Source organism: Burkholderia sp. 10_S31 (genome assembly GCF_056930375.1).
Genome location: NZ_JBXOWK010000003.1, coordinates 1,203,932 through 1,222,398, shown reverse-complemented (window position 1 = coordinate 1,222,398; position 18,467 = coordinate 1,203,932). Strand labels below are relative to the sequence as shown.

The window sequence follows — 18,467 nt, the reverse complement described above, 5'->3', positions numbered from 1 at the left end:
CGCGCGGCCCGTGCCGCACGCGCGGGCCGATGCCCGCGAGCCCGTAGCGTACACGCACGGCACGGCATCGCAAGCGCGCATCGGCGCGAGCCGCATCACGCTGGCGCCGTATCGGCCGCTTGCGGACGCGCGAGCTTGAATTCACCCACCGTTTGCGCGAGCTGCGCCGCCTGCTCGCGCAACAGCGCCGCGGCCGCGGCGGACTCCTCGACGAGCGCCGCGTTCTGCTGGGTCGAGTGATCGAGCTGCGACACCGCCTGGTTCACCTGCGCGAGGCCGGTGCTCTGCTCGTTCGCCGCGACCGTCATTTCCGCGATCACGCTCGTGATGCCCCGCACGCCCTCGACGATCTCGTCCATCGTTGCGCCCGCCGTGTGCACGAGCCCCGACCCGCCCTCGATCTTGTCGACGGACGCCTGGATCAGCTGCTTGATTTCCTTGGCGGCCTGCGCGCTGCGTTGCGCGAGCGTGCGCACCTCGCCCGCGACGACCGCGAAGCCGCGTCCGTGCTCGTTTGCGCGCGCCGCCTCGACGGCCGCATTCAACGCGAGGATGTTGGTCTGGAACGCGATGCCGTCGATCACGCCGATGATGTTCGAGATTTCGTTCGACGCCGCCGTGATCTCGCCCATCGTCGCGACCACCTGGCTCACCACCTCGCCGCCGCGCATCGCGACGCCCGACGCCGATTCCGCGAGCCGGTTCACCTGCGTCGCCGCATCGGCCGAGTTGCGCGCCGTGCCGGCAATCTCCTCGAGCGCGGCCGCGGTTTCCTGCAGGCTCGACGCCGCATGCTCGGTGCGGCTCGACAGGTCCTGGTTGCCCTGTGCGATCTCGGCGCTCGCCACGCTCACGGATTCACTGAATCCACGGATCTGCAGCAGGATCGCCGAGATCTTTTCCGCAAACACGTTGAACGCGCGCGCGATCTGCGCAGCTTCGTCGTTGCCGTCCGCCCGCAACCGCTTCGTCAGGTCGCCGCTCCCGCTCGCGACGTCGGTCAGCGCATCACGCACCAGCAGCACGCGCTTGAATGCCGCGGTCGTCGCGAACCGCGTCGGCGGCAGCACGCACGACGTGGTGTTCGCGGGCGGCAGCCTCGCGGCCGATCCGTTCAGCAACCTGATGTTCGAAGCCGGTCACGGCGAATCGCGTCACACGGTCGAACTCGGTCTCGATCAGGTCGCCGCGTCGCGCGCGGTCTACGACCATCGCGCGGATCAGCGCCTGCACATCACCGGCAAACGCATAGAGCACGCGGACGGTCGCCGCGAACTGCTGATTCCGTCACCACGAACGTGACCGCGAGCGCGCACCCCGCCTGCAGTGCACACCGTCTCGTCGTCACACCGGCTCCGGCACCTCGATCGCCAGCAGCGCGGAGCTGACCGACTTGCCGTGCGCGTCGAGCGCGAGCGAACGCGTGACGCCGCCGCCAAGCGCATCGCGCAACACGAAGTTGAACGCGGCAAGCGCAGGCAGTTCGTAGCGTACGACGTCGCCGTGCACGATGCCCGCGAGCCACGCCTTCACCGCCGGCGCATCGAGATGCGCGCGCAGGTGTTCGTAGTGCCGCGGATCGCGGCAGATGACCGACACGTTCAGCGTATTGCCCTTGTCGCCGGTGCGCGCATGCGCCAGTTCACGCAGTTGCATCAGGCCTCCACGAATGAAAACGACGGCGTCACGGCCGCGCGCGGCAGCAGCACCGACTGCACGGCGATCACCTCGCGCGTCGACTTGAACGCACCGCCGCCGCCGGCCGGCCCGTTCGTATAAAGCGTCTCGACTTCGTTGCCGATCCGCGCGGCTTCGGCGGCGCTCGCCGCACGGCCGGCCACCCGCACGCGGACTTCGGCCGGCTCGCCACGCCCGGCGGGTGTCGCGTCGCCATACAGCGCGTCGATGCCGATCAGATCGAAGCGCAACTCGGTCGCGGCCACGCCGGTCAGTGCGAGCCGCTCGCGGACGATCTCGAGCGCGAGCCGCGCGCGCGCCAGCGCCCCCGGCCCGCCGTACGAGATCTGCCCTTCGCCGCTATGGCCGTCGACGTATGCGACCGACACCTTCAGCGTATCGGGGCGCGCGGTGCCGCGCCCGCCCGTCACGCGCACGCGATCCGGGGCCTCTTCCGTGACGGCCACGCGCGTGAAATCCGCGACGACGTCCGGCTGCAGGTAGCGCGCCGGATCATGAATCTCGTACAGCAGCTGTTCCTTGCAGGTTGCCGCGCTGACGCGGCCGCCCGCATGCGGCACCTTGGTGATCACGACCGAGCCGTCGGCCGCGACCTCGCCGATCGGGAATCCGAGCCGCGCGAGATTCGGCACGTCCTTGTAGCCGGGGTCGGCGAAGTAGCCGCCCGTCACCTGCCCCGCGCATTCGAGCAGATGGCCGACGACCGTCGCGGCGCCAAGCGTGTCCCAGTCGTCCATCCGCCAGCCGAACGCGTGGATCAGCGGCGCGGTGAACAGCGACGGATCGGCGACGCGACCGGTCAGCACGACGTCCGCGCCGGCCGCGAGCGCATCGACGATCGGCGCCGCGCCGAGATACGCATTCGCGGACACGATGCGGTCGCGATACGCGGCGACTTCGTCGCCCGACTCCTCGAAGCGGAATGCGCCGCGCAGCACGACGTCGAGCACGTCGTCGCCTTCGACCGCCGCGACCTTCAGCGCCTCGAGGCCGAGCGACTGCGCGATCCGCGCGGTGCGCCGCGCGGCCGCGCGCGGGTTGGCCGCTCCCATGTTCGACACGATCCGCACGCGCTTGCCGGCGGCCACCGGCAGCACGGCGCGCATGCGCGCGTCGAGCAGCGGATCGTAGCCGAGCGACGGATCCTTGCGCCGCGCCTGCTGTGCGATCGCGATCGTGCGCTCGGCCAGGCATTCGAAGACGAGATAGTCGAGCTGCCCGTGCTCGGCCAGCTCGACTGCCGGCTCGATCCGGTCGCCCGAGTAGCCGGCGCCCGCGCCGATGCGCACGCGCCGTTCGTGTAGTGACTTTGCTGTCATGTCGGTACCGTCATCCGGCGCGCCGCGCCGGGAAAAATCAGAAAACACCCAGCACGACACACGCGATCGTCATCACGATCGAGGCGCCGAACAGCAGCGGGAACGTGAACTTCTGGTGCTCGGCCAGCTCGATCCCGCACAGGCCGACGACGAGGAACGTCGCGGGCGTGAGCGGGCTGACCGGAAACCCGGTCGTCATCTGGCCGAGCAATGCGGCCTGCCCGACATGCACGGCCGGCACGCCGAGCTGGCCGGCCACTTCCGCGATCACCGGCAGCACGCCGAAGTAAAACGAATCGGGATCGAACAGCATGCTGAGCGGCATCGACGCGAGGCCGAGCACAACCGGAATGTGGCCGGCCATCGACGGCGGCACGAAGCCGACCGCCGCCTGCGCCATCGCCTTCAGCATCCCGCTGCCCTGCATGATCCCGGTGAACACGCCGGCCGCCAGCAGGATGCCGGCCATCATCAGCGCCGCGCGCGCATGCGCGTCGATGCGCTTCCTTTGCATGTCGACGTCCGGGTAATTCACCATCAGCGCGATGCACAGCCCGACCATGAACATGATCGCGGGCGGGATCTTCTCACCCATCACGACCATCGTGCCGAGCACGACGAGCGTCAGCACCAGGTTGAACCAGAACAGATGCGGCCGGCGCAGCGCCTGCTCGTCGGGTGTCAGTTCGCGTTTCGGCAGCGGAATCGACGCATCGTCGCGCGACAGGCCGAGCCGCTTCTCCTCGCGCCGACCGAGCCAGTATGCGACGCCGAACACGAACACGAGCCCGATCGCCTGCACGGGAATCAGCGGATTGAACAGCGCCGACACCGGCAGGTGCAACGACGCCGACGCGCGGATCATCGGCCCCGTCCACGGCAGGAAGTTGATCCCCGCGGCCATCGACACCGCGGCGGCCAGCACGCGCCGGTCCATCTTCAGGCGGTCGTACAGCGGCAGCACCGCGGGAATCGTCACGAGAAAGCAGACGGCGCCCGAACCATCGAGGTGGATCAGCAGCGCGAGCAGCGTCGTGCCCATCACGATGCGCGTGGGTCGCGTGCCGACCGCGCGCAGGATGCGATCGATGATCGGATCGAGCGTGCCGGCGTCGGTAATCGTCCCGAAATAGAGGATCGCGAACACGAACATCCCGACCACGGGCGCGAGTCCCTTCAGTCCGTCGATCACGAATTTGCTGGTGTGCAGCCCGAAGCCGCCAATCAGCGACGCCGCGATCGGCACGATGATCAGCGCGACGAGCGGCGACATCCGCTTCGACAGAATCGCGGCCAGCAGCACGACGATCGTGCCAAGCCCGAGTAACGGCAGCATCCGTGTCTCCTACCTTGTCTTTTGTTGGAGACGAGCGTAAGGTCGGCGCAGCGATAGCACAATTGAAATGATTTGATCGCAGCAATCACGAACCGTTATGGATCTGAACCTTCGCGACATTCGCGCGTTCGTCACCGTCGCGCACGCCGGCAACTTCACGCGCGCGGCCGCGCGGCTGCACCTGTCGCAGCCGGCGCTGACCGTGCAGATCCGGCGGCTCGAGGACATCGTCGGCGCGCGGCTGTTCGACCGCAACAGCCGCAGCGTCGCGCTCACGCAGACCGGGCGCGAACTGCTGCCGCTGCTGCAGCGCTCGCTCGACGACATGGAGCGCGTGCTGCGCGATGCACGTGCGCTCGGCGAAGGCGCGAGCGGCACGGTGCGGCTCGCGTGCCTGCCGACCTTCGCATCGAGCCTGCTGCCCGAGCTGATCCAGTCGTTCCGGCGCGACGTGCCGCGCGCGGGCTTCGAGATCCGCGACGGCGTCGCGAGCCTCGTCACTGCGCTGGTGCGCAACGAGGAAGCCGATCTCGGATTGACCGGCGGCGATGCGTTCGATGCGTCGCTGGACGTGCTGTACGTGGGTGCCGACCGACTCGTCGCCGTGTGCCCGAAGGATCATCCGCTGGCGCGCAAACGGCGCGTGCGCACCGCCGACGTCGCCGCCGTGCCGCTCGTGCTGACCGCGCAGGGCACGAGCGTGCGCAGCGTCGTCGATGCCGCGCTGGACGCAGCGGGCTGCACGCCCGACATCGCGTGCGAACCGACCTACATGATGACGGCCGTCGCGATGGTGCGCGGCGGCCTCGGCGTGACGATCCTGCCGGCGACCGCGCGCGAAGTGCGCGCCGAACCCGACCTCGTCGCGAAGCCGATCGACGACCCCGCGTTCGTGCGGCCGATCGCGCTCGTCGCGAAGCGCGGGCGCACGCTGCCGCGCGTCACGCAGGCGTTCGCCGACGTGATGCTCGCGGAACTGAAAAAGCGCGCGTGAGCCGCGCGCCTGGAACGACGGCCGGCACGATGGCCGACAACCGGCCGGCTGCTTACTGCGGATCCGGGGGATCGACGTGCAGCGATTCGCCGATCGCATAGAAGTTGCCGCCCGCGATGTAGTGCAGGCTGCGCAGCGCCGGATCGGCCGATTCGAAATACCAGTGACCGTCGCGGAACACGCGCGTGTCGGACCACGCACCGACCACTTCGCCGATGAACAGGTCGTAGGCCTGCTGGTTGTGCGGTTCGGGAATCAGCTTGCACGCGAGCCAGCCGGAGCAGCCGGCGACGAACGGCAGGTCGTGGCCTTCGACGTCGAACAGCGTGACGCCCGCGTCGCGCAGCTTGTCGGGCCGCTCGGCGAGGCTGTGACTGCCGACCGCATGCGTGAGCTGCAGCTGCGCAGCCGTCGGCACCTGGATCACGAACGTGCCGCTGCGCTCGACCAGTTCGCGCGTCTTCGTGGACTTGTCGAGCACGACCGTCAGCTTCGGCGGCAGGAAATCGAGCGCGCAGGCCCACGCGGCGGCCATCACGTTGTCGACGCCGTCGTGACGCGCCGACACGAGCACGGTCGGGCCGTGATTGAGGAGACGGTAGGCTTTCTTCAGCTCCACCGGAGCGATGTGACTGTCCATGCGGGTTCCCTGATGAGCGGCGCAGCGCGCGACGACCGAAGGCCGCATTCTCGCACCCAATGCGGATCGCCGCTGACACTGCGCCAGGTTGCGCATGTCGTCCTGTGTCGGCGTCGTCTCTCAACGTCGACACGACCCGACGCACGCGCAAATAACATATCCAGCCTGCCGCTCGCCATTCAATTCATTCAATAATCAATTGATGAATTGACGACAAACGCGCCGCCCTCCCGACAATCGCGCGGAATTGTCACGAATCCGGCAATACATCAATCGCCCCGTCTCGAAATCAAAATCGATTGATGCACAACCATCAATAATGCGAATCTCTCAATGGACCTTGCTGAAGCACGCACATGTCTGCTTTAGGTCACATCGGAGAATTTCGTTTTTGCCGTTCGTCCGTGGCTCGGTAGTCTCCTGCCATTCCGGTTAAGGAAAGCAAGCCAATACGCAAGGAGAATTGAAATGAAACGCACGACCCTCTCGCTGATTTCGCTCGCGTCGTTCGCGGCGATTCCCGCCGCGCATGCGCAGTCGAGCGTCACGCTGTACGGCGTGATCGACACGTCAATCACGTACGTGAATCACGCGCAGGGCAAGGACAATGCGTGGATGCTCGGCAACAGCAGCGCGGGCAACCTCGCCGGCAGCCGCTGGGGCGTGAAAGGCACCGAGGATCTGGGCGGCGGGCTGAAGGCGCTGTTCCAGCTCGAGAACGGCTTCGACCCGAGCAACGGCCGGCAGGGCCAGGGCGGCCGCCTGTTCGGCCGGCAAGCGTTCGTCGGGCTGACGAGCGACCGCTACGGCACGCTCACGTTCGGCCGCCAGTACGATCCGCTCGTCGACCTCGTGCAGGGCATCACCGCCGACAACACTCTCGGCAGCGTGTTCGCGACGCCGGGCGACGTCGACAACTACGACAACAGCTTCCGCGTCGACAACGCGGTGAAATACACGTCGGCCGTGTATTCGGGCCTGCAGTTCGCGGCGATGTACTCGTTCGGCGGCATCGCCGGCAGCACCGGCGCCGCGCAGTCGTATTCGGCGGCCGTGTCGTACAACAACGGACCGTTCAGCGTCGCGGGCGGCTACTTCCATGCGACCAACAGCCCTGCGTCGAACGGGCTGCGCAACGGCTGGACCAGCTCGTCGGACGGCACCTTCGACGGCCCGATCAACAACGGCTATGCGAGCGCGCACTCGATCGGCATCGCCCGCATCGCGGGCCAGTACGTCGCCGGCCCGTTCACGTTCGGCCTCGGCTACAGCAATGCGCAGTACCGCCGCGACGCAAGCTCGGTGTTCGACTCGAACGAGCACTACAACACCGGGCAAGGCTTCGTGAACTACCAGGCGACCAATGCGCTGCTTGTCGGCGTCGGCTACAGCTATACGCGCTCGGGCGGCGATACGTCGGCGACCTATCATCAGGTGTCGGCCGGCGCGGACTACAACCTGTCGAAGCGCACCGACGTGTACCTGACGGCCGCGTACCAGCACGCGAGCGGCCGGACCGGCGACGGCAACGGCGGGTCGATGGCCGCGCAGGCGTCGATCGGTTCGTACGGCTATGCGGGCACGAGCTCGCAGACGATGGTCAACCTCGGCCTGCGTCACCGCTTCTGATCGACGACGGCCGGCTGCGCGCGGTGTCGCGCGGCCGGCCTGAATCGCGTGGCGAATTCCGGATGGCTGATTCACCGACACGGCGGCTACGGCCGCCGTCGTCGTTTTCGGCCCGCGCGGCGTTCGCGCCGCGTTTTTTCCTTTTCCTTATCGGTGCATCATTCATTACCGTATTCGCGACCCAACTGACGCGCGACGTCAGTATTGCGACTGTGACCGGGTGCCGGCTTGCGCGCGAAAATCAGCCCTTTTTACCGATTCCATTGCGTCGCGCTGCGATACCGACGCCAAGGAAAATGCCCGGCAAAAGCGCCGGCAAATGCAAAGGAAAGTTTGACGCGAGCCATTTGTCTGCGCGCTATGGCACACTTCGCGTCTGCATAATTTCCTTGCACCGGGCGGCCGGATCCCGCCCCATCCTGCCATGCCGCGTCAGACTGCCCGTTCGATCAGCCACGCCACGCCGAAGATCGCCGCGACGATCGCGTTGTCGTGCGCGCTGCACGGGCTCGCACGGGCCGACTGCCTCGACGACGCGGCCACGTTTCAGCACGTGAGCGTGAGCCTGCTGCGCGGCATCGCGCAGGTCGAATCGGGGATGAATCCGAACGCCGTCAACACCAACACGAACGGCACCGTCGATATCGGCCTGATGCAGATCAACAGCACCTGGCTGCCGACGCTCGCGCGCGAAGGCATCACGCGGGAAAGCCTGTTCGATGCGTGCACCAACGCGTACGTCGGCGCGTGGATCCTGTCGCAGAACATCCGCCAGCTCGGCGCCAACTGGAACGCGATCGGTGCGTACAACGCCGCGTCGCCCGACAAGCGCCTCGCGTATGCCCGCAAGGTCTATGATGCAATCCGGACCATGCCGGATTCGCCGGATACTCCCATGCCCATCCTGCCTCCCTCCTTTACGCCGCCGCAACAGGTGCAGACGTACAACCCGTTCGCGAGCCTGAGCGTGTCGGCGCCGCCGGTCGCGCGTGCCCGCACGCTCGCGCCGGCCGCCCCGCCGCCGCAAGGCGGGCCCGCCGGCCCGGCCGGCACGTACAACTTCGGCTGGACGGTGACGGGCGCCGACCAGGCCAAGCCGACCCAGGTGTTCGACGACGGTGCGCGGATCTACGTGCAGTTCAGCGACATGAAGCATGTGCCGGCGATCTTCACCGAAACGTCGTCGGGCCGCGTGCTGATGTCGTGGGAGCTGCAGTTCCCGTATGCCGTTCTGACGCGTCCCGCGCAAACGTTAATCTTCCAGCTCGGGCCGTTCGAGGCGCGCGCGCAGCGGGGCACGGCAGGGACGGCGGGCGCCGGCGCGACCACGCAGGCGGGTGCGGGCACGCAGCGCGCGGGCGCGACGACGACAACCGCCGCCACGCCGCCCGCCTCGAAACACACTGCGAATGCCGCGGCCAAGCGCACCGCATCGTCCGATGCGCTCTGGTATATCGATACGGCGTCGACGTCGGGTCCGGCAGCGACCTCGAGTACGGCAAATTCCTCGACGACATCGACCGCGTCGGATACGCCGGCGACATGGCCCACCGCAGTGACGTCGAACACGACGGCGCCCGTTGCGACGCCTCGGGCGCCAGCTGCGACAACGCCGGCCGCACGCATCAGCACGGACGCGCTCTGGTATATCTCGAAGTAACGTGCGGAAGGGCTGCGCCTGGATGGCCGGCGTGAATCGGCCGGGGAGCTGCCGGCCGAGCGTCATCGCGCCACCGTTCAGGTTGGTTCGGCGATGGCGCTCACTTTTCCTGAGTCGGCTTGAGCTCGGGCGCGTTCATGTCGTCGACCCACTGCAGCTCGGCAGTGCCGTCCTTGCGGAAATACACACGCAAATAGCGCGAAGCCGGCGATTCCGGCTGCGGAATCGTCACATCGATCGTCTTGCGCTCTGGCCGGATGCCACGCCGAATCTCGTCCAGCGGTTGCGCGAATTCCCAGAACAGCTTCACCCTCTGCCCCGGCGTCACCTTGCAGCCGCACGCGAAACCGCCGCCGCCGCCGAATGCCTCGCCGCTCTCCCGCGCCGACGGATTGCCGAAGCATCCCGACTTATGCTCGTTGTCGAGCCAGAATTCGTGCAGCTTGCGGCCGTACTCGTTGTACCCGGTGACGCACACGTCATGCGGCTCCGCCGACACGTCGACGCCATGCTTGCCGCATGAAGCGAGCACAGCGAGCCCGATCAGCGTCCAGGCGTGCATCCCTGCCCTGAATTTCATCGATATCCTTCGCACATTTGCGCCGTGGTTGCCGCCCCTGCGCAACGCGCGGATCTGCGAACGAACCCGTTCGATCAACTGCCGTCCGCCCGCCCTGTTCAACACCGCGACACCAATCGAAAGCTCACGGCGCGATCCTTTTATCAGGATTCGGACATAGCGGATCGCTGTTGCGCAATGTGAAGTTTCCCGGGCAGGCTTCGTCGGGCGGCTGAAGGTCTTGCGGAAAGCCGCGGTAGCCGGGTATCCACTGCGATGCGTAGACCGTGATTCGATCGTGCGGAAAGAACAGGACCCACAGGAACCCGTCCGAGAATTCGTCGTAGCGCTCGACGGGCACGATCCGGCTCGCGAGCGCCTTCGGATCCTTCTCGTACAGATTATCGTCCCGCCATTGCAGGTTGACGGTCAGGCCCGGATGCCATTTTTTCGGCAATGCAACACAGCAGACGATCGCGCCGCCGCCGCTGCCGACGCGCGACGGTACTGCGCCGCCCCACCTGCCGTCGACATAGAACGCACCGATCGGATCGTCGGTGTAGTTGAGGGCATTCAATTTCAACGCCATCGTTTCGGGTGCGGCCGAGACGCCCGACGGCGACTCGCCGAACGATCGCGAACACCCGAGCGTCCCCAGCAGGATGGCCGCGAACATCAGAAGTCGAGCGGCAAACGCCGTGGATCCGGCATTCAAACCGATCTCTCGAGCCACCTTCCCACCGCCCGAATCCGTCACCCGCGCCGCACCCAGATCACCTTGCCGTCGCGAATGCCGAGGTCGCGGCGCTCCTGGCGATAGTCCATCGTGCCCGGCAACGACTTGCCGTCGCGTTCAAGCACGCGCCACAGGCAGCCGTCGAGCAGCGCGGCCGCATCGGCCTCGGTCCTGCCGATCAACGCGTCGTCCGGCGCGGCGTCCGCCTTGCACGCAGGCGCGGCGATCGGTGCGGCGCCGCCGGCGGTGGCATTCGGATGCTTCGTGTTCATGTCCGAACATCCTGAAAAGGTTGCGCTCGCAACGAGTGCAACGAGCATCGCGATCGTGTTCGTATTCTTCATCGGCTTCTCCCTGTCGCGGCCCGGCAGTCCATGTGCGGCGCTCGCGCATGACCGGGCATTGCATGCGTGATCGGTTCGACGCCGCCGATCCGCTTCGGCGCACTGGCGTCCCGCCCCTGGCGTGGTACCGCATCTGCCTGCATGTTACCGGACGCGATGTGCGGCGAAGGCGCGACGCCGACGCATCGCGTGCCGCATGTGCGCGCCGGCAACCCGTTCAGAACTTGTAGGTCGCGCCGGCCATCCCGTAGTAGTTGCTGCGCGACCGGACGATCGGGCTGTCGCCATAGCGTCCGAGCAACCGCGTCACGCCGCCCGTCGCGAGCACCGACCAGTGCCGCGACACGTTCCGGTTCCACGCGACCGACATCGTCGCGCTGTCGATCCCGCCGCCCGTCGAATACGGCCGGAAGCGGCTCGTCATCGACTGTGCATCGGTCACGCCATAGAACGTCTGCATATAGCGACCGGTGCCGGCATGCACGCTGCCCGTCACGACGATCTCGTGCTGCGCGGTCTTGAATACGGGCACCGCGAGGTCGGCATGCCCCGACACGCCGCGTGACGTATGCGTCACCGGGGTGTCGACCGTGACGCTCAACACGGCCGCGTTGAACAGCGTCACACCCGCCCGCACGCCGACGAGCACCGAGCCCGGAACCCGGCCCATCCCCTTCAGGTAGTCCGAACCCGGCAGGTCGAAGCGGTTCTCGTCCGCACGGCCCGGGTCGTAACTCACCGCCGCCGACACGAACGCGCCGTGCGGCAGGTCCAGCCTGTAGCCAGCGCCTTCGGTACCGTCGATGAAGAAGCCGTTGCCGAACTTCGCGGAAAACCCCGGCGTGACGACGCCGCGATACTGATTGCTGCCCGGGTAGCGCGGCGCGAACCCGCCGCCGAGCGAAAGCGAATACTGGTTTTCCGCGTGGGCGGCGGCGGCAAGGGTCAGGCCGGCAAGCGGCACGCAATAACGGGAGCGGCGGAGGGTTGAGCGCACAATATCGAGATAAGAGTGACGGAGCCCGAAGTCTAGGTGTCGCCGTGCGCCGAGACTGTCCGGAATCTGCGAGGAATCTGTGCTCAATTGTGTTCGATTGTTCGCGATTGTCGCCCTGCCGCCCGGGCCGCCGGAACGCCGGCTAGAATTCGCGTGCCGCGCCGCGCATCCGCCAGCCGGATGCGAGACAACGCGTGCATATCGAGGAGACCATGTACGACAATCCGCTCAAATACCGTGTACTGCTGATCGAGGACGACGATCGCCTCGCGCAGCTCGTGCGCGAATACCTCGACAACTACGAGTTCGCGGTAACGGTCGTGCGGCGCGGCGACCTGGCCGTCGCGGCGGTGCGCGAGCACCAGCCCGCGCTGGTGATACTCGACCTGATGCTGCCGAATCTCGACGGGATGGAGGTGTGCCGGCGCATTCGCGCCTTCACCAACGTCCCGGTGCTGATTCTCACCGCGCGTGCGGACGTCTACGACCAGGTCGCGGGCCTGGAAACCGGCGCCGACGACTACGTGACGAAGCCGATCGAGCCGCGCGTACTGGTGGCGCGCGCCCGCGCGCTGCTGCGCCGCGCGCAGCCGGCCGCGACCGAAACGCCCGCTGCCGTGCCCGACGCGCTCGTATTCGGTGAACTGACGATCTCGCCGCCGAACCGGACGGTCACGTGGCGCGGCGAGCCGGTCGACCTGAAGACGGCCGAATTCAACCTGCTGCTGATCCTCGCGCGCGCGGCCGGCACCGTGCTGAGCCGCGACGACATCCTGAAGCAGTTGCGCGGGATCGAATTCGACGGCCTTGACCGCTCGGTCGATTCCGGCATCTCGAAGCTGCGCCGCCGTTTCGAGGATGCGTCGTCGGAGCCGCACAAGATCAAGACGATCTGGGGTCGCGGCTACCTGTTCAGCCCTTCCGCGTGGGACGAATAAATGCTGCGCCCGTTGATCAGGCTGTACCTCATCGTGATCCTGTGTGTTGCCGGATCGATCATGTTCATCGAGTTCACGTTCGACCGGATCTTCTACGAACGCGTCGCGCAAGCGCAGCGCGCCTCACTGACAACCTATGCGTTCGTGCTGAACGATTATCTGGAACGCCATCCGGGCGCGCAGCGCACGCTCGCGCTGCGCGAACTCGCGAAGCACGGCAACGAGGGACTCCGCTTCATGACGATAGCCGACGCCCGCGCGCAATTGAGCGGCACGCCGCTGCGCGATCTCGACGCCGGCCGAATCGCGATCAGCTACGACGGCAAGGATTACTACATGCCGCTCGCGGACGGCTCCGTGCTGCACGCGCGACCAATCGAGGCGCCCGACCTCGACATCAAGATCTATGCGTATCTGCTGCTCGCGTTCGCCGCGCTGTTCGCGGTCGTGGTGTGGATCTCGTATCACTGGCGCGACCTGCGCAAGCTGCAGGCCGCGGCCCACGCATTCGGCGCGGGCAACCTGTCGACACGCGTGGAGCTGTCCGGCCGCTCGAACATCTACGAACTGTCGCAGCAATTCAACGACATGGCCGAGCGGATCGAGGCATCGATCAAGCAGCAGCGCGAGATGATGCACGGAATCTCGCACGAGCTGAAGACGCCGCTCGCACGCCTCGAATTCGGGCTCGCGCTGCTCGCCGAATCCGGCGAGAGCGGCCGGATGCGCGAACGCCGCGACGAACTGCGGCGCGACGTGCGCGAACTCGACGAACTGGTGACCGAGCTGCTGACGATCGGGCGGCTCGAGCAAGGCGCCAGCGAGCTCGCGCCGATGGACGTCGTCGTCGATGCGCTGCTCGACAGCGTCGCCGGCAACGTCGCGAACGACGTCGCCGACCGCGGCCTCACGCTCGGCGTATCGACGACTGGCGCGCCCGCCACCCACGTGTGCGATCCGAAACTCGTCGCCCGCGCGCTGCTGAACCTGATTCGCAACGGCGCACGCTATGCGTCGCACACCGTCCTGCTGTCCGCGACGCACGATGCGTCCGGCGCGCTGGTGCTGAGCGTCGACGACGACGGCCCGGGCATTCCGGCCGCCGAACGCGCGCGCGTGTTCGAACCGTTCCAGCGGCTCGATTCGAGCCGCGACCGGCAGACCGGCGGGTTCGGTCTCGGGCTCGCGATCGTGCGGCGCGTCGCGCTCGTGCACGGCGGCAACGTGCGGCTCGAGGATTCGCCGCTCGGCGGCGCGCGCTTCGTGATTTCGCTGCCGGCGCGAACCTTGCCGGACTTCCTGGGCGACGCGCAGACGAGTGCGGCACGCGCCCGGGCCGACCACGCCGTTTCACCGCTTCGATAAACACGGGGGCGGCGGCGCGACGACACATGAGGCGCCGCCCCACTCTCGCCCGCGCCGCCTCGCCGGACGCTCAGCGCCGCCGCAACAGCGCGACGAAGAACAGGCTGCCGAACAGCGCGGTCACGATACCGATCGGCAGATCCTCCGGCGCCGCAAGCGTGCGCGCGGCGACGTCGGCCCACACGAGCAGGATCGCGCCCGTCAATGCGGCGACCGGCAGCAGCCGGCCGTGCTCGGCGCCCACGATGCGGCGGCACAGGTGCGGCGTCACGAGCCCGACGAAGCCGATCGTGCCGCTCACCGCGACCATCGCCCCGGTCGCGAACGAGGCGACGACGATCGCGGCGAGCAGCGCGCGCGGCATCCGGATCAGCCAGACGATACTGTCGTCGCCCGTGCCGGTTGCGAACGAAGCGCAGGCGCCGCGGTCGCTCATCCACCGACCTTGAACCCCGGAAGCTGCTGTCCGAGCCGCGCGCCCATTTCCGCCCCGAGCGCCTGCAGCGCGTTGAACGGACGGATCATCACCTCGAATTCGACGATTCGTCCGTCGCCGTCGAAGCGGATCATGTCGATCCCCTTCAGCCGCTTGTCACCGACCGTCGCGCTGAATTCCAGCACGACGCTCGTGCCGTCGTCGTCGGCGAACTCGCGGTGGTATTCGAAGTTCTCGAGGATCGTGAGTACCGTGCGCAGCGCCAGCAGCAGCGCGGGCGCGGGTCCGTACGGCTTGAACGCCATCGGCGAGCGGAACACGGCATCCGGATGGACGATCGTGCCGAGTTCGCCGAAATCCTTGCGCGCGATCATCGCGTGCCACGCAGCGAGCGAGTTCGCAACGGCGGGATGCAGATTCGACAGGGATTGCATGCTCAACGACTCCGGTAACGTCACACAAACGAATCTCGATCGAGGGCGACGCCCGTTCGGGCCACCGCCGCATGATTCGGCGCCGGCGTGATCATGCGTCCGGCAGGATCACGACCTTGCCCTTGACCTGCCGGTTCGCCATTCGCGCGATCGCGTCGGCCGCAGCCGACAACGGCACGCGCTCGGTGATCGCGGGGCGCACCTTGCCGGCCGCGAACCATTGCGCAAGCTGGCGCATGTTCGCCGCGTGCTGCGCGGGATCGCGCCGCACCGCGTCGCCCCAGAACACGCCGAGGATATCGCGCTCCTTGAGCAGCGCCAGGTTCAGCGCGATCTTCGGAATCTCGCCGGCCGCGAAACCGACCACGAGGAACCGGCCGCGCCATGCGGTCGCGCGCAGCGCCGCCTCGCTGTACGCTCCGCCGACCGGATCGTAGACAACGTCCGCGCCGCGTCCGCCGGTCAGTTCGTCCACGCGGCGGCGCAAGTCGTCGGTCGCATAGTCGATCGTGTCGTCGGCGCCGGCTTCGCGGCACAGCGCGAGCTTGTCCGCGCTCGACGCGGCCGCGATCACCCGCGCGCCCAGCGCCTTCGCGATCTCGATCGCCGCCAGCCCGACGCCGCCCGCCGCACCCAGCACCAGCAGCGTCTCGCCCTGCTGCAGGCGCGCGCGCTGCTGCAGCGCATGCAGCGACGTGCCGTAGGCCAGCACCAGCGCCGCACCCTGCTCGAACGTCATCCCCGGCGGCAGCGCCGCGATCTGGTGCACGTCGGCCACGCACTGCTCGGCGAAACCGCCGTGACCGGTGAATGCGACCACCTCGTCGCCCGGCCGCCATGCGCTCACGCCGTCGCCGACCGCGTCGATCACGCCGGCGAATTCCGCGCCGGGCGAGAACGGCAACGCCGGCTTCACCTGATACAGCCCCTGGACGATCAGCGCATCGGGAAAATTGAGCGACGCCGCCTTCACGCGAATCCGCACCTGGCCCCCGACCGGTTCGGGAATCGCGACGTCGTCGATACGCAAGCGGTCGATCGGGCCGAATGCGGTACACAACAGGGCTTTCATGCTTTCCTCTCTCCTCGCGCGACGTCGCCGCGCATCGATACGTCAGCGGGACACGCCCGCGCGACCGGCGCGCGGCGCAGGCGCACCGGCCTGCACCGCCACGCCGTCATCCGTGCAGCGCGACACTCAGAACCATGCGTCGCGCATGTCGAGCGTCGTCGTGTCGGCGCTCGCCAGCAGATCGAGCTGCGCATCCACCTTCGGCAGCTCCCAGCGAAAGAAGTAACGCGCGGCGGCACGCTTGCCGTCGTGGAAATCGCCGTCGTGCCCGTGCGCGGCGAGCGTCACGTCGAGCCACAGCCACGCGACGACCAGATGGCCGAATGCCTCCAGATAGACGCTCGCATTCGCGAGCCGCACCTGCGGATCGCCGAGCGCGGCCAGCGCGCGCGTGACGTCGACGAGCCGCGCCCAGCGTCGAGCGAGCGCATCGGCATGCGCGCGTGCGTCGCCGTCCGCGGCCCGTGCGCGTTCGATCGTCGCGCCGATGCGCGCATCGAGCGTGCGCAGCAGCGCACCGTCGTCCTGTCCGACCTTGCGGCCCAGCAGGTCGAGCGCCTGGATGCCGTGCGTACCCTCGTGAATCGGGTTCAGGCGGTTGTCGCGATAGAGCCGCTCGACCGGATAGTCGCGCGTATAGCCGTAGCCGCCATGCACCTGGATCGCGAGATCGTTGGCCGCAAGACACCACTGCGACGGCCAGCTTATCGCGATCGGCGTCAGGATGTCGAGCAGTTGCGCGGCCTCGGCACACACAGCGGCATCACCGTGCGCGCGCGCTGCGTCGACGAGCCGCGCGCAGTACAGGATCAGCGCGAGCCCGCCTTCGACGTACGCCTTCTGCGCGAGCAGCATGCGCCGCACGTCCGGATGCGCGACGATCGGCGCCTGCGGCGCGGCCGCGTCCTTGCCGGCCGGTCCGAGCGGACGCCCCTGCGGCCGGTTGCGCGCATAGTCGAGCGCGTGCAGGTAACCGGTATAGCCGAGCGCCACCGCGCCCGCGCCGACGCCGATACGCGCCTCGTTCATCATGTGGAACATATAGGCGAGGCCGTGATTCGGCTCGCCGACCAGGTAACCGATCGCACCGGCGCGTCCCTGCGGACGATGGCGCGTGCCCTCGCCGAAGTTCAGCAGGCAGTTGGTCGTGCCGCGATAGCCCATCTTGTGGTTCAGGCCGGCAAGCGCCACGTCGTTGTGCTCGCCGCGCGCGGCGCCGTCTTCGGTCGGCAGATACTTGGGGACGATGAACAGCGAGATGCCGCGCGTGCCGGGCTGGAGCCTGCCGTGCTCGTCGGGAATCTTCGCGAGCACGAGGTGGACGATGTTCTCCGCCAGCTCGTGTTCGCCGCCGGAAATCCACATCTTGTTGCCGGTGATCCGGTAGCGCGGGCCGAGCGGCGACGCGCATTCGAAATCGGCACGCGTGACGATGTCGGACAGCGACGAGCCGGCCTGCGGCTCGGACAGGCACATCGTGCCGAAGAAGCGCCCTTCCAGCTCGGAACGCGCGAACGCGTCGATCTGCGCAGGGCTGCCGTGCGCGAGCAGCAGGTTCGCGTTCGCGACGGTGAGGAACGGATACGCGGCGGTCGCGATGTTCGCGGCCTGGAAGAACAGGAACGATGCGGCTTCGACGAGTTTCGGCAGCCGCATCCCGCCGAACGCTTCGTCCTGGCCCGCGGCGATCAGGCCGGCATCGGCGAAGGCCCGCACGGCCGGCTCGACTTCCGGGATCAGCGTCACGCGCTCGCCGTCGAAGCGCGGCTCCTCGCGATCGCCGCGCGCCGCATGCGGCGCGAACAGGTCGGCCGCGATCCGCTCGCTGGTGTCGAGCACCGCATCGAACGTCTCGCGGCTGTGTTCCGCATAGCGCGGCAGCGCGACGAGCGCTTCGGCATCGAGCCAGTCGTACAACAGGAACGCGAGGTCGCGTCGCGACATCAACAGGCTCATCGTGACGCCCTCCTCGTGGCTCGCCTTTCCCGCGTCGCCGACGGCCGCTCGTGCGCGGCCCGCTCGATCGGCGGGCGCTCGATCGATACATGCTCCATCACGTCTGTCTCCTGTCGACCAGAGTTAGCGCTTTAGCGCTTTAGCGCTTACTTTGGTCCCATGCTTCGCGGTCGGGCGGCGCGCCGGCGCGCCCATTGGCTCCGGTTGCCGGAACCGGATGATTGGGTCGGTGACTGCAGGTGCTGGCGGAGAATTTAGCACGATCGTTCTAAAACAACAATGCTCGGAACTCCCGCGCCACCGTTCAGGGAGCGCAGGCATTCGATCGGTGCGCCGCGCCGGAGACGCTGGCAA

At 67.8% G+C, this 18,467-nt stretch carries 19 protein-coding genes and 1 pseudogene; 7 read left to right on the top strand and 13 right to left on the bottom strand.

Annotated features, from left to right (window positions below; all coding sequences use genetic code 11):
• Positions 1-95: 95 nt before the first annotated feature.
• A pseudogene (locus AC1Z3W_RS25740) lies at positions 96-1,046 on the bottom strand (methyl-accepting chemotaxis protein); the annotation flags it as partial.
• Between AC1Z3W_RS25740 and AC1Z3W_RS25735 the strand changes: the two are divergent.
• Positions 1,030-1,302 (top strand): carbon-nitrogen hydrolase family protein, encoded by a 273-nt coding sequence (locus AC1Z3W_RS25735; RefSeq protein WP_244104950.1) that lies wholly within the window; start codon positions 1,030-1,032, stop codon positions 1,300-1,302. The pseudogene AC1Z3W_RS25740 and the gene AC1Z3W_RS25735 overlap by 17 nt on opposite strands.
• A gap of 42 nt (positions 1,303-1,344) precedes the next feature.
• Here the strand turns inward: AC1Z3W_RS25735 and AC1Z3W_RS25730 are convergent, their stop codons facing one another.
• The 3 genes from AC1Z3W_RS25730 to AC1Z3W_RS25720 are packed head-to-tail and all read right to left on the bottom strand — an operon-like array spanning position 1,345 to position 4,353.
• Positions 1,345-1,656 (bottom strand): AtuA-related protein, encoded by a 312-nt coding sequence (locus AC1Z3W_RS25730; protein WP_124833234.1) that lies wholly within the window; start codon positions 1,654-1,656, stop codon positions 1,345-1,347.
• Positions 1,656-3,017, bottom strand: a complete 1,362-nt coding sequence (locus tag AC1Z3W_RS25725; RefSeq protein ID WP_483508750.1) for an acyclic terpene utilization AtuA family protein — start codon at positions 3,015-3,017, stop codon at positions 1,656-1,658. Before AC1Z3W_RS25725 ends, AC1Z3W_RS25730 begins: the two co-directional genes overlap by 1 nt.
• Positions 3,018-3,054: 37 nt before the next feature.
• On the bottom strand, positions 3,055-4,353 hold the full coding sequence (locus AC1Z3W_RS25720) for a CitMHS family transporter (RefSeq protein ID WP_057928357.1): 1,299 nt from the start codon (positions 4,351-4,353) through the stop codon (positions 3,055-3,057).
• A 97-nt stretch (positions 4,354-4,450) separates the two neighbouring features.
• Here AC1Z3W_RS25720 and AC1Z3W_RS25715 point away from each other — a divergent pair, with 97 nt between their 5' ends.
• Complete coding sequence (locus AC1Z3W_RS25715; RefSeq protein ID WP_483508748.1) at positions 4,451-5,347, top strand: LysR family transcriptional regulator; 897 nt, start codon at positions 4,451-4,453, stop codon at positions 5,345-5,347.
• Positions 5,348-5,399: 52 nt separating this feature from the next.
• Here the strand turns inward: AC1Z3W_RS25715 and AC1Z3W_RS25710 are convergent, their stop codons facing one another.
• Entirely contained in the window at positions 5,400-5,987 is a 588-nt protein-coding gene (locus AC1Z3W_RS25710) for a flavin reductase family protein (RefSeq protein ID WP_483508747.1), read from the bottom strand.
• Between the two features lie 468 nt (positions 5,988-6,455).
• On the opposite strand from AC1Z3W_RS25710, the gene AC1Z3W_RS25705 reads away from it, so the two are divergent.
• Both AC1Z3W_RS25705 and AC1Z3W_RS25700 read left to right on the top strand, forming a co-directional pair.
• Positions 6,456-7,616, top strand: coding sequence for a porin (locus AC1Z3W_RS25705; RefSeq protein ID WP_057928360.1), 1,161 nt, complete (start codon positions 6,456-6,458; stop codon positions 7,614-7,616).
• 424 nt (positions 7,617-8,040) lie between these two features.
• Positions 8,041-9,276: a transglycosylase SLT domain-containing protein gene (locus AC1Z3W_RS25700; RefSeq protein ID WP_483508746.1), complete on the top strand. Its 1,236-nt coding sequence runs from the start codon at positions 8,041-8,043 to the stop codon at positions 9,274-9,276.
• A gap of 100 nt (positions 9,277-9,376) precedes the next feature.
• Here the strand turns inward: AC1Z3W_RS25700 and AC1Z3W_RS25695 are convergent, their stop codons facing one another.
• The 3 genes from AC1Z3W_RS25695 to AC1Z3W_RS25685 all read right to left on the bottom strand — a co-directional run bounded on the left by AC1Z3W_RS25695 (position 9,377) and on the right by AC1Z3W_RS25685 (position 10,891).
• Positions 9,377-9,856: a DUF3304 domain-containing protein gene (locus tag AC1Z3W_RS25695; RefSeq protein ID WP_124833240.1), complete on the bottom strand. Its 480-nt coding sequence runs from the start codon at positions 9,854-9,856 to the stop codon at positions 9,377-9,379.
• Between the two features lie 124 nt (positions 9,857-9,980).
• The gene (locus AC1Z3W_RS25690) at positions 9,981-10,556 is read right to left on the bottom strand and encodes a DUF3304 domain-containing protein (RefSeq protein ID WP_483509599.1); all 576 of its coding nucleotides are present in this window, start codon (positions 10,554-10,556) and stop codon (positions 9,981-9,983) included.
• Positions 10,557-10,588: 32 nt separating this feature from the next.
• Entirely contained in the window at positions 10,589-10,891 is a 303-nt protein-coding gene (locus tag AC1Z3W_RS25685) for a hypothetical protein (RefSeq protein ID WP_260428229.1), read from the bottom strand.
• Between AC1Z3W_RS25685 and AC1Z3W_RS25680 the strand changes: the two genes are divergently transcribed.
• Positions 10,842-10,985: a hypothetical protein gene (locus AC1Z3W_RS25680; protein WP_260428230.1), complete on the top strand. Its 144-nt coding sequence runs from the start codon at positions 10,842-10,844 to the stop codon at positions 10,983-10,985. The two genes, AC1Z3W_RS25685 and AC1Z3W_RS25680, sit on opposite strands and share 50 nt — an antisense overlap.
• A gap of 147 nt (positions 10,986-11,132) precedes the next feature.
• Here AC1Z3W_RS25680 and AC1Z3W_RS25675 read toward each other — a convergent pair whose 3' ends face one another.
• Positions 11,133-11,879 (bottom strand): MipA/OmpV family protein, encoded by a 747-nt coding sequence (locus AC1Z3W_RS25675; protein ID WP_124833390.1) that lies wholly within the window; start codon positions 11,877-11,879, stop codon positions 11,133-11,135.
• Positions 11,880-12,124: 245 nt separating this feature from the next.
• Between AC1Z3W_RS25675 and AC1Z3W_RS25670 the strand changes: the two genes are divergently transcribed.
• A complete protein-coding gene (locus AC1Z3W_RS25670) occupies positions 12,125-12,850 on the top strand; it encodes a response regulator (protein WP_057928365.1) in 726 nt (241 codons plus the stop codon).
• Positions 12,851-14,215, top strand: coding sequence for an ATP-binding protein (locus tag AC1Z3W_RS25665; RefSeq protein WP_483508745.1), 1,365 nt, complete (start codon positions 12,851-12,853; stop codon positions 14,213-14,215).
• Positions 14,216-14,285: 70 nt separating this feature from the next.
• Here the strand turns inward: AC1Z3W_RS25665 and AC1Z3W_RS25660 are convergent, their stop codons facing one another.
• The 4 genes from AC1Z3W_RS25660 to AC1Z3W_RS25645 form a co-directional block, all read right to left on the bottom strand.
• A complete protein-coding gene (locus AC1Z3W_RS25660; protein WP_063791560.1) occupies positions 14,286-14,651 on the bottom strand; it encodes an iron chelate uptake ABC transporter family permease subunit in 366 nt (121 codons plus the stop codon).
• On the bottom strand, positions 14,648-15,085 hold the full coding sequence (locus tag AC1Z3W_RS25655) for a nuclear transport factor 2 family protein (RefSeq protein WP_124833243.1): 438 nt from the start codon (positions 15,083-15,085) through the stop codon (positions 14,648-14,650). Before AC1Z3W_RS25655 ends, AC1Z3W_RS25660 begins: the two co-directional genes overlap by 4 nt.
• Positions 15,086-15,176: 91 nt before the next feature.
• The gene (locus tag AC1Z3W_RS25650) at positions 15,177-16,157 is read right to left on the bottom strand and encodes an NADPH:quinone oxidoreductase family protein (RefSeq protein ID WP_483508744.1); all 981 of its coding nucleotides are present in this window, start codon (positions 16,155-16,157) and stop codon (positions 15,177-15,179) included.
• Between the two features lie 126 nt (positions 16,158-16,283).
• Positions 16,284-18,113: an acyl-CoA dehydrogenase gene (locus tag AC1Z3W_RS25645; protein ID WP_483508743.1), complete on the bottom strand. Its 1,830-nt coding sequence runs from the start codon at positions 18,111-18,113 to the stop codon at positions 16,284-16,286.
• Positions 18,114-18,467: the final 354 nt, after the last annotated feature.

What these genes read in the sequence shown, in the direction of transcription:
- AC1Z3W_RS25645 (WP_483508743.1), bottom strand. Translation starts at nt 18,113, where the DNA reads ATGAGCCTGTTGATGTCGCGACGCGACCTCGCGTTCCTGTTGTACGAC.
- AC1Z3W_RS25715 (WP_483508748.1), top strand. Translation starts at nt 4,451, where the DNA reads ATGGATCTGAACCTTCGCGACATTCGCGCGTTCGTCACCGTCGCGCAC.
- AC1Z3W_RS25695 (WP_124833240.1), bottom strand. Translation starts at nt 9,856, where the DNA reads ATGAAATTCAGGGCAGGGATGCACGCCTGGACGCTGATCGGGCTCGCT.
- AC1Z3W_RS25710 (WP_483508747.1), bottom strand. Translation starts at nt 5,987, where the DNA reads ATGGACAGTCACATCGCTCCGGTGGAGCTGAAGAAAGCCTACCGTCTC.
- AC1Z3W_RS25730 (WP_124833234.1), bottom strand. Translation starts at nt 1,656, where the DNA reads ATGCAACTGCGTGAACTGGCGCATGCGCGCACCGGCGACAAGGGCAAT.
- AC1Z3W_RS25725 (WP_483508750.1), bottom strand. Translation starts at nt 3,017, where the DNA reads ATGACAGCAAAGTCACTACACGAACGGCGCGTGCGCATCGGCGCGGGC.
- AC1Z3W_RS25720 (WP_057928357.1), bottom strand. Translation starts at nt 4,353, where the DNA reads ATGCTGCCGTTACTCGGGCTTGGCACGATCGTCGTGCTGCTGGCCGCG.
- AC1Z3W_RS25655 (WP_124833243.1), bottom strand. Translation starts at nt 15,085, where the DNA reads ATGCAATCCCTGTCGAATCTGCATCCCGCCGTTGCGAACTCGCTCGCT.
- AC1Z3W_RS25665 (WP_483508745.1), top strand. Translation starts at nt 12,851, where the DNA reads ATGCTGCGCCCGTTGATCAGGCTGTACCTCATCGTGATCCTGTGTGTT.
- AC1Z3W_RS25685 (WP_260428229.1), bottom strand. Translation starts at nt 10,891, where the DNA reads ATGCTCGTTGCACTCGTTGCGAGCGCAACCTTTTCAGGATGTTCGGAC.
- AC1Z3W_RS25700 (WP_483508746.1), top strand. Translation starts at nt 8,041, where the DNA reads ATGCCGCGTCAGACTGCCCGTTCGATCAGCCACGCCACGCCGAAGATC.
- AC1Z3W_RS25650 (WP_483508744.1), bottom strand. Translation starts at nt 16,157, where the DNA reads ATGAAAGCCCTGTTGTGTACCGCATTCGGCCCGATCGACCGCTTGCGT.
- AC1Z3W_RS25660 (WP_063791560.1), bottom strand. Translation starts at nt 14,651, where the DNA reads ATGAGCGACCGCGGCGCCTGCGCTTCGTTCGCAACCGGCACGGGCGAC.
- AC1Z3W_RS25705 (WP_057928360.1), top strand. Translation starts at nt 6,456, where the DNA reads ATGAAACGCACGACCCTCTCGCTGATTTCGCTCGCGTCGTTCGCGGCG.
- AC1Z3W_RS25680 (WP_260428230.1), top strand. Translation starts at nt 10,842, where the DNA reads ATGTCCGAACATCCTGAAAAGGTTGCGCTCGCAACGAGTGCAACGAGC.
- AC1Z3W_RS25670 (WP_057928365.1), top strand. Translation starts at nt 12,125, where the DNA reads ATGTACGACAATCCGCTCAAATACCGTGTACTGCTGATCGAGGACGAC.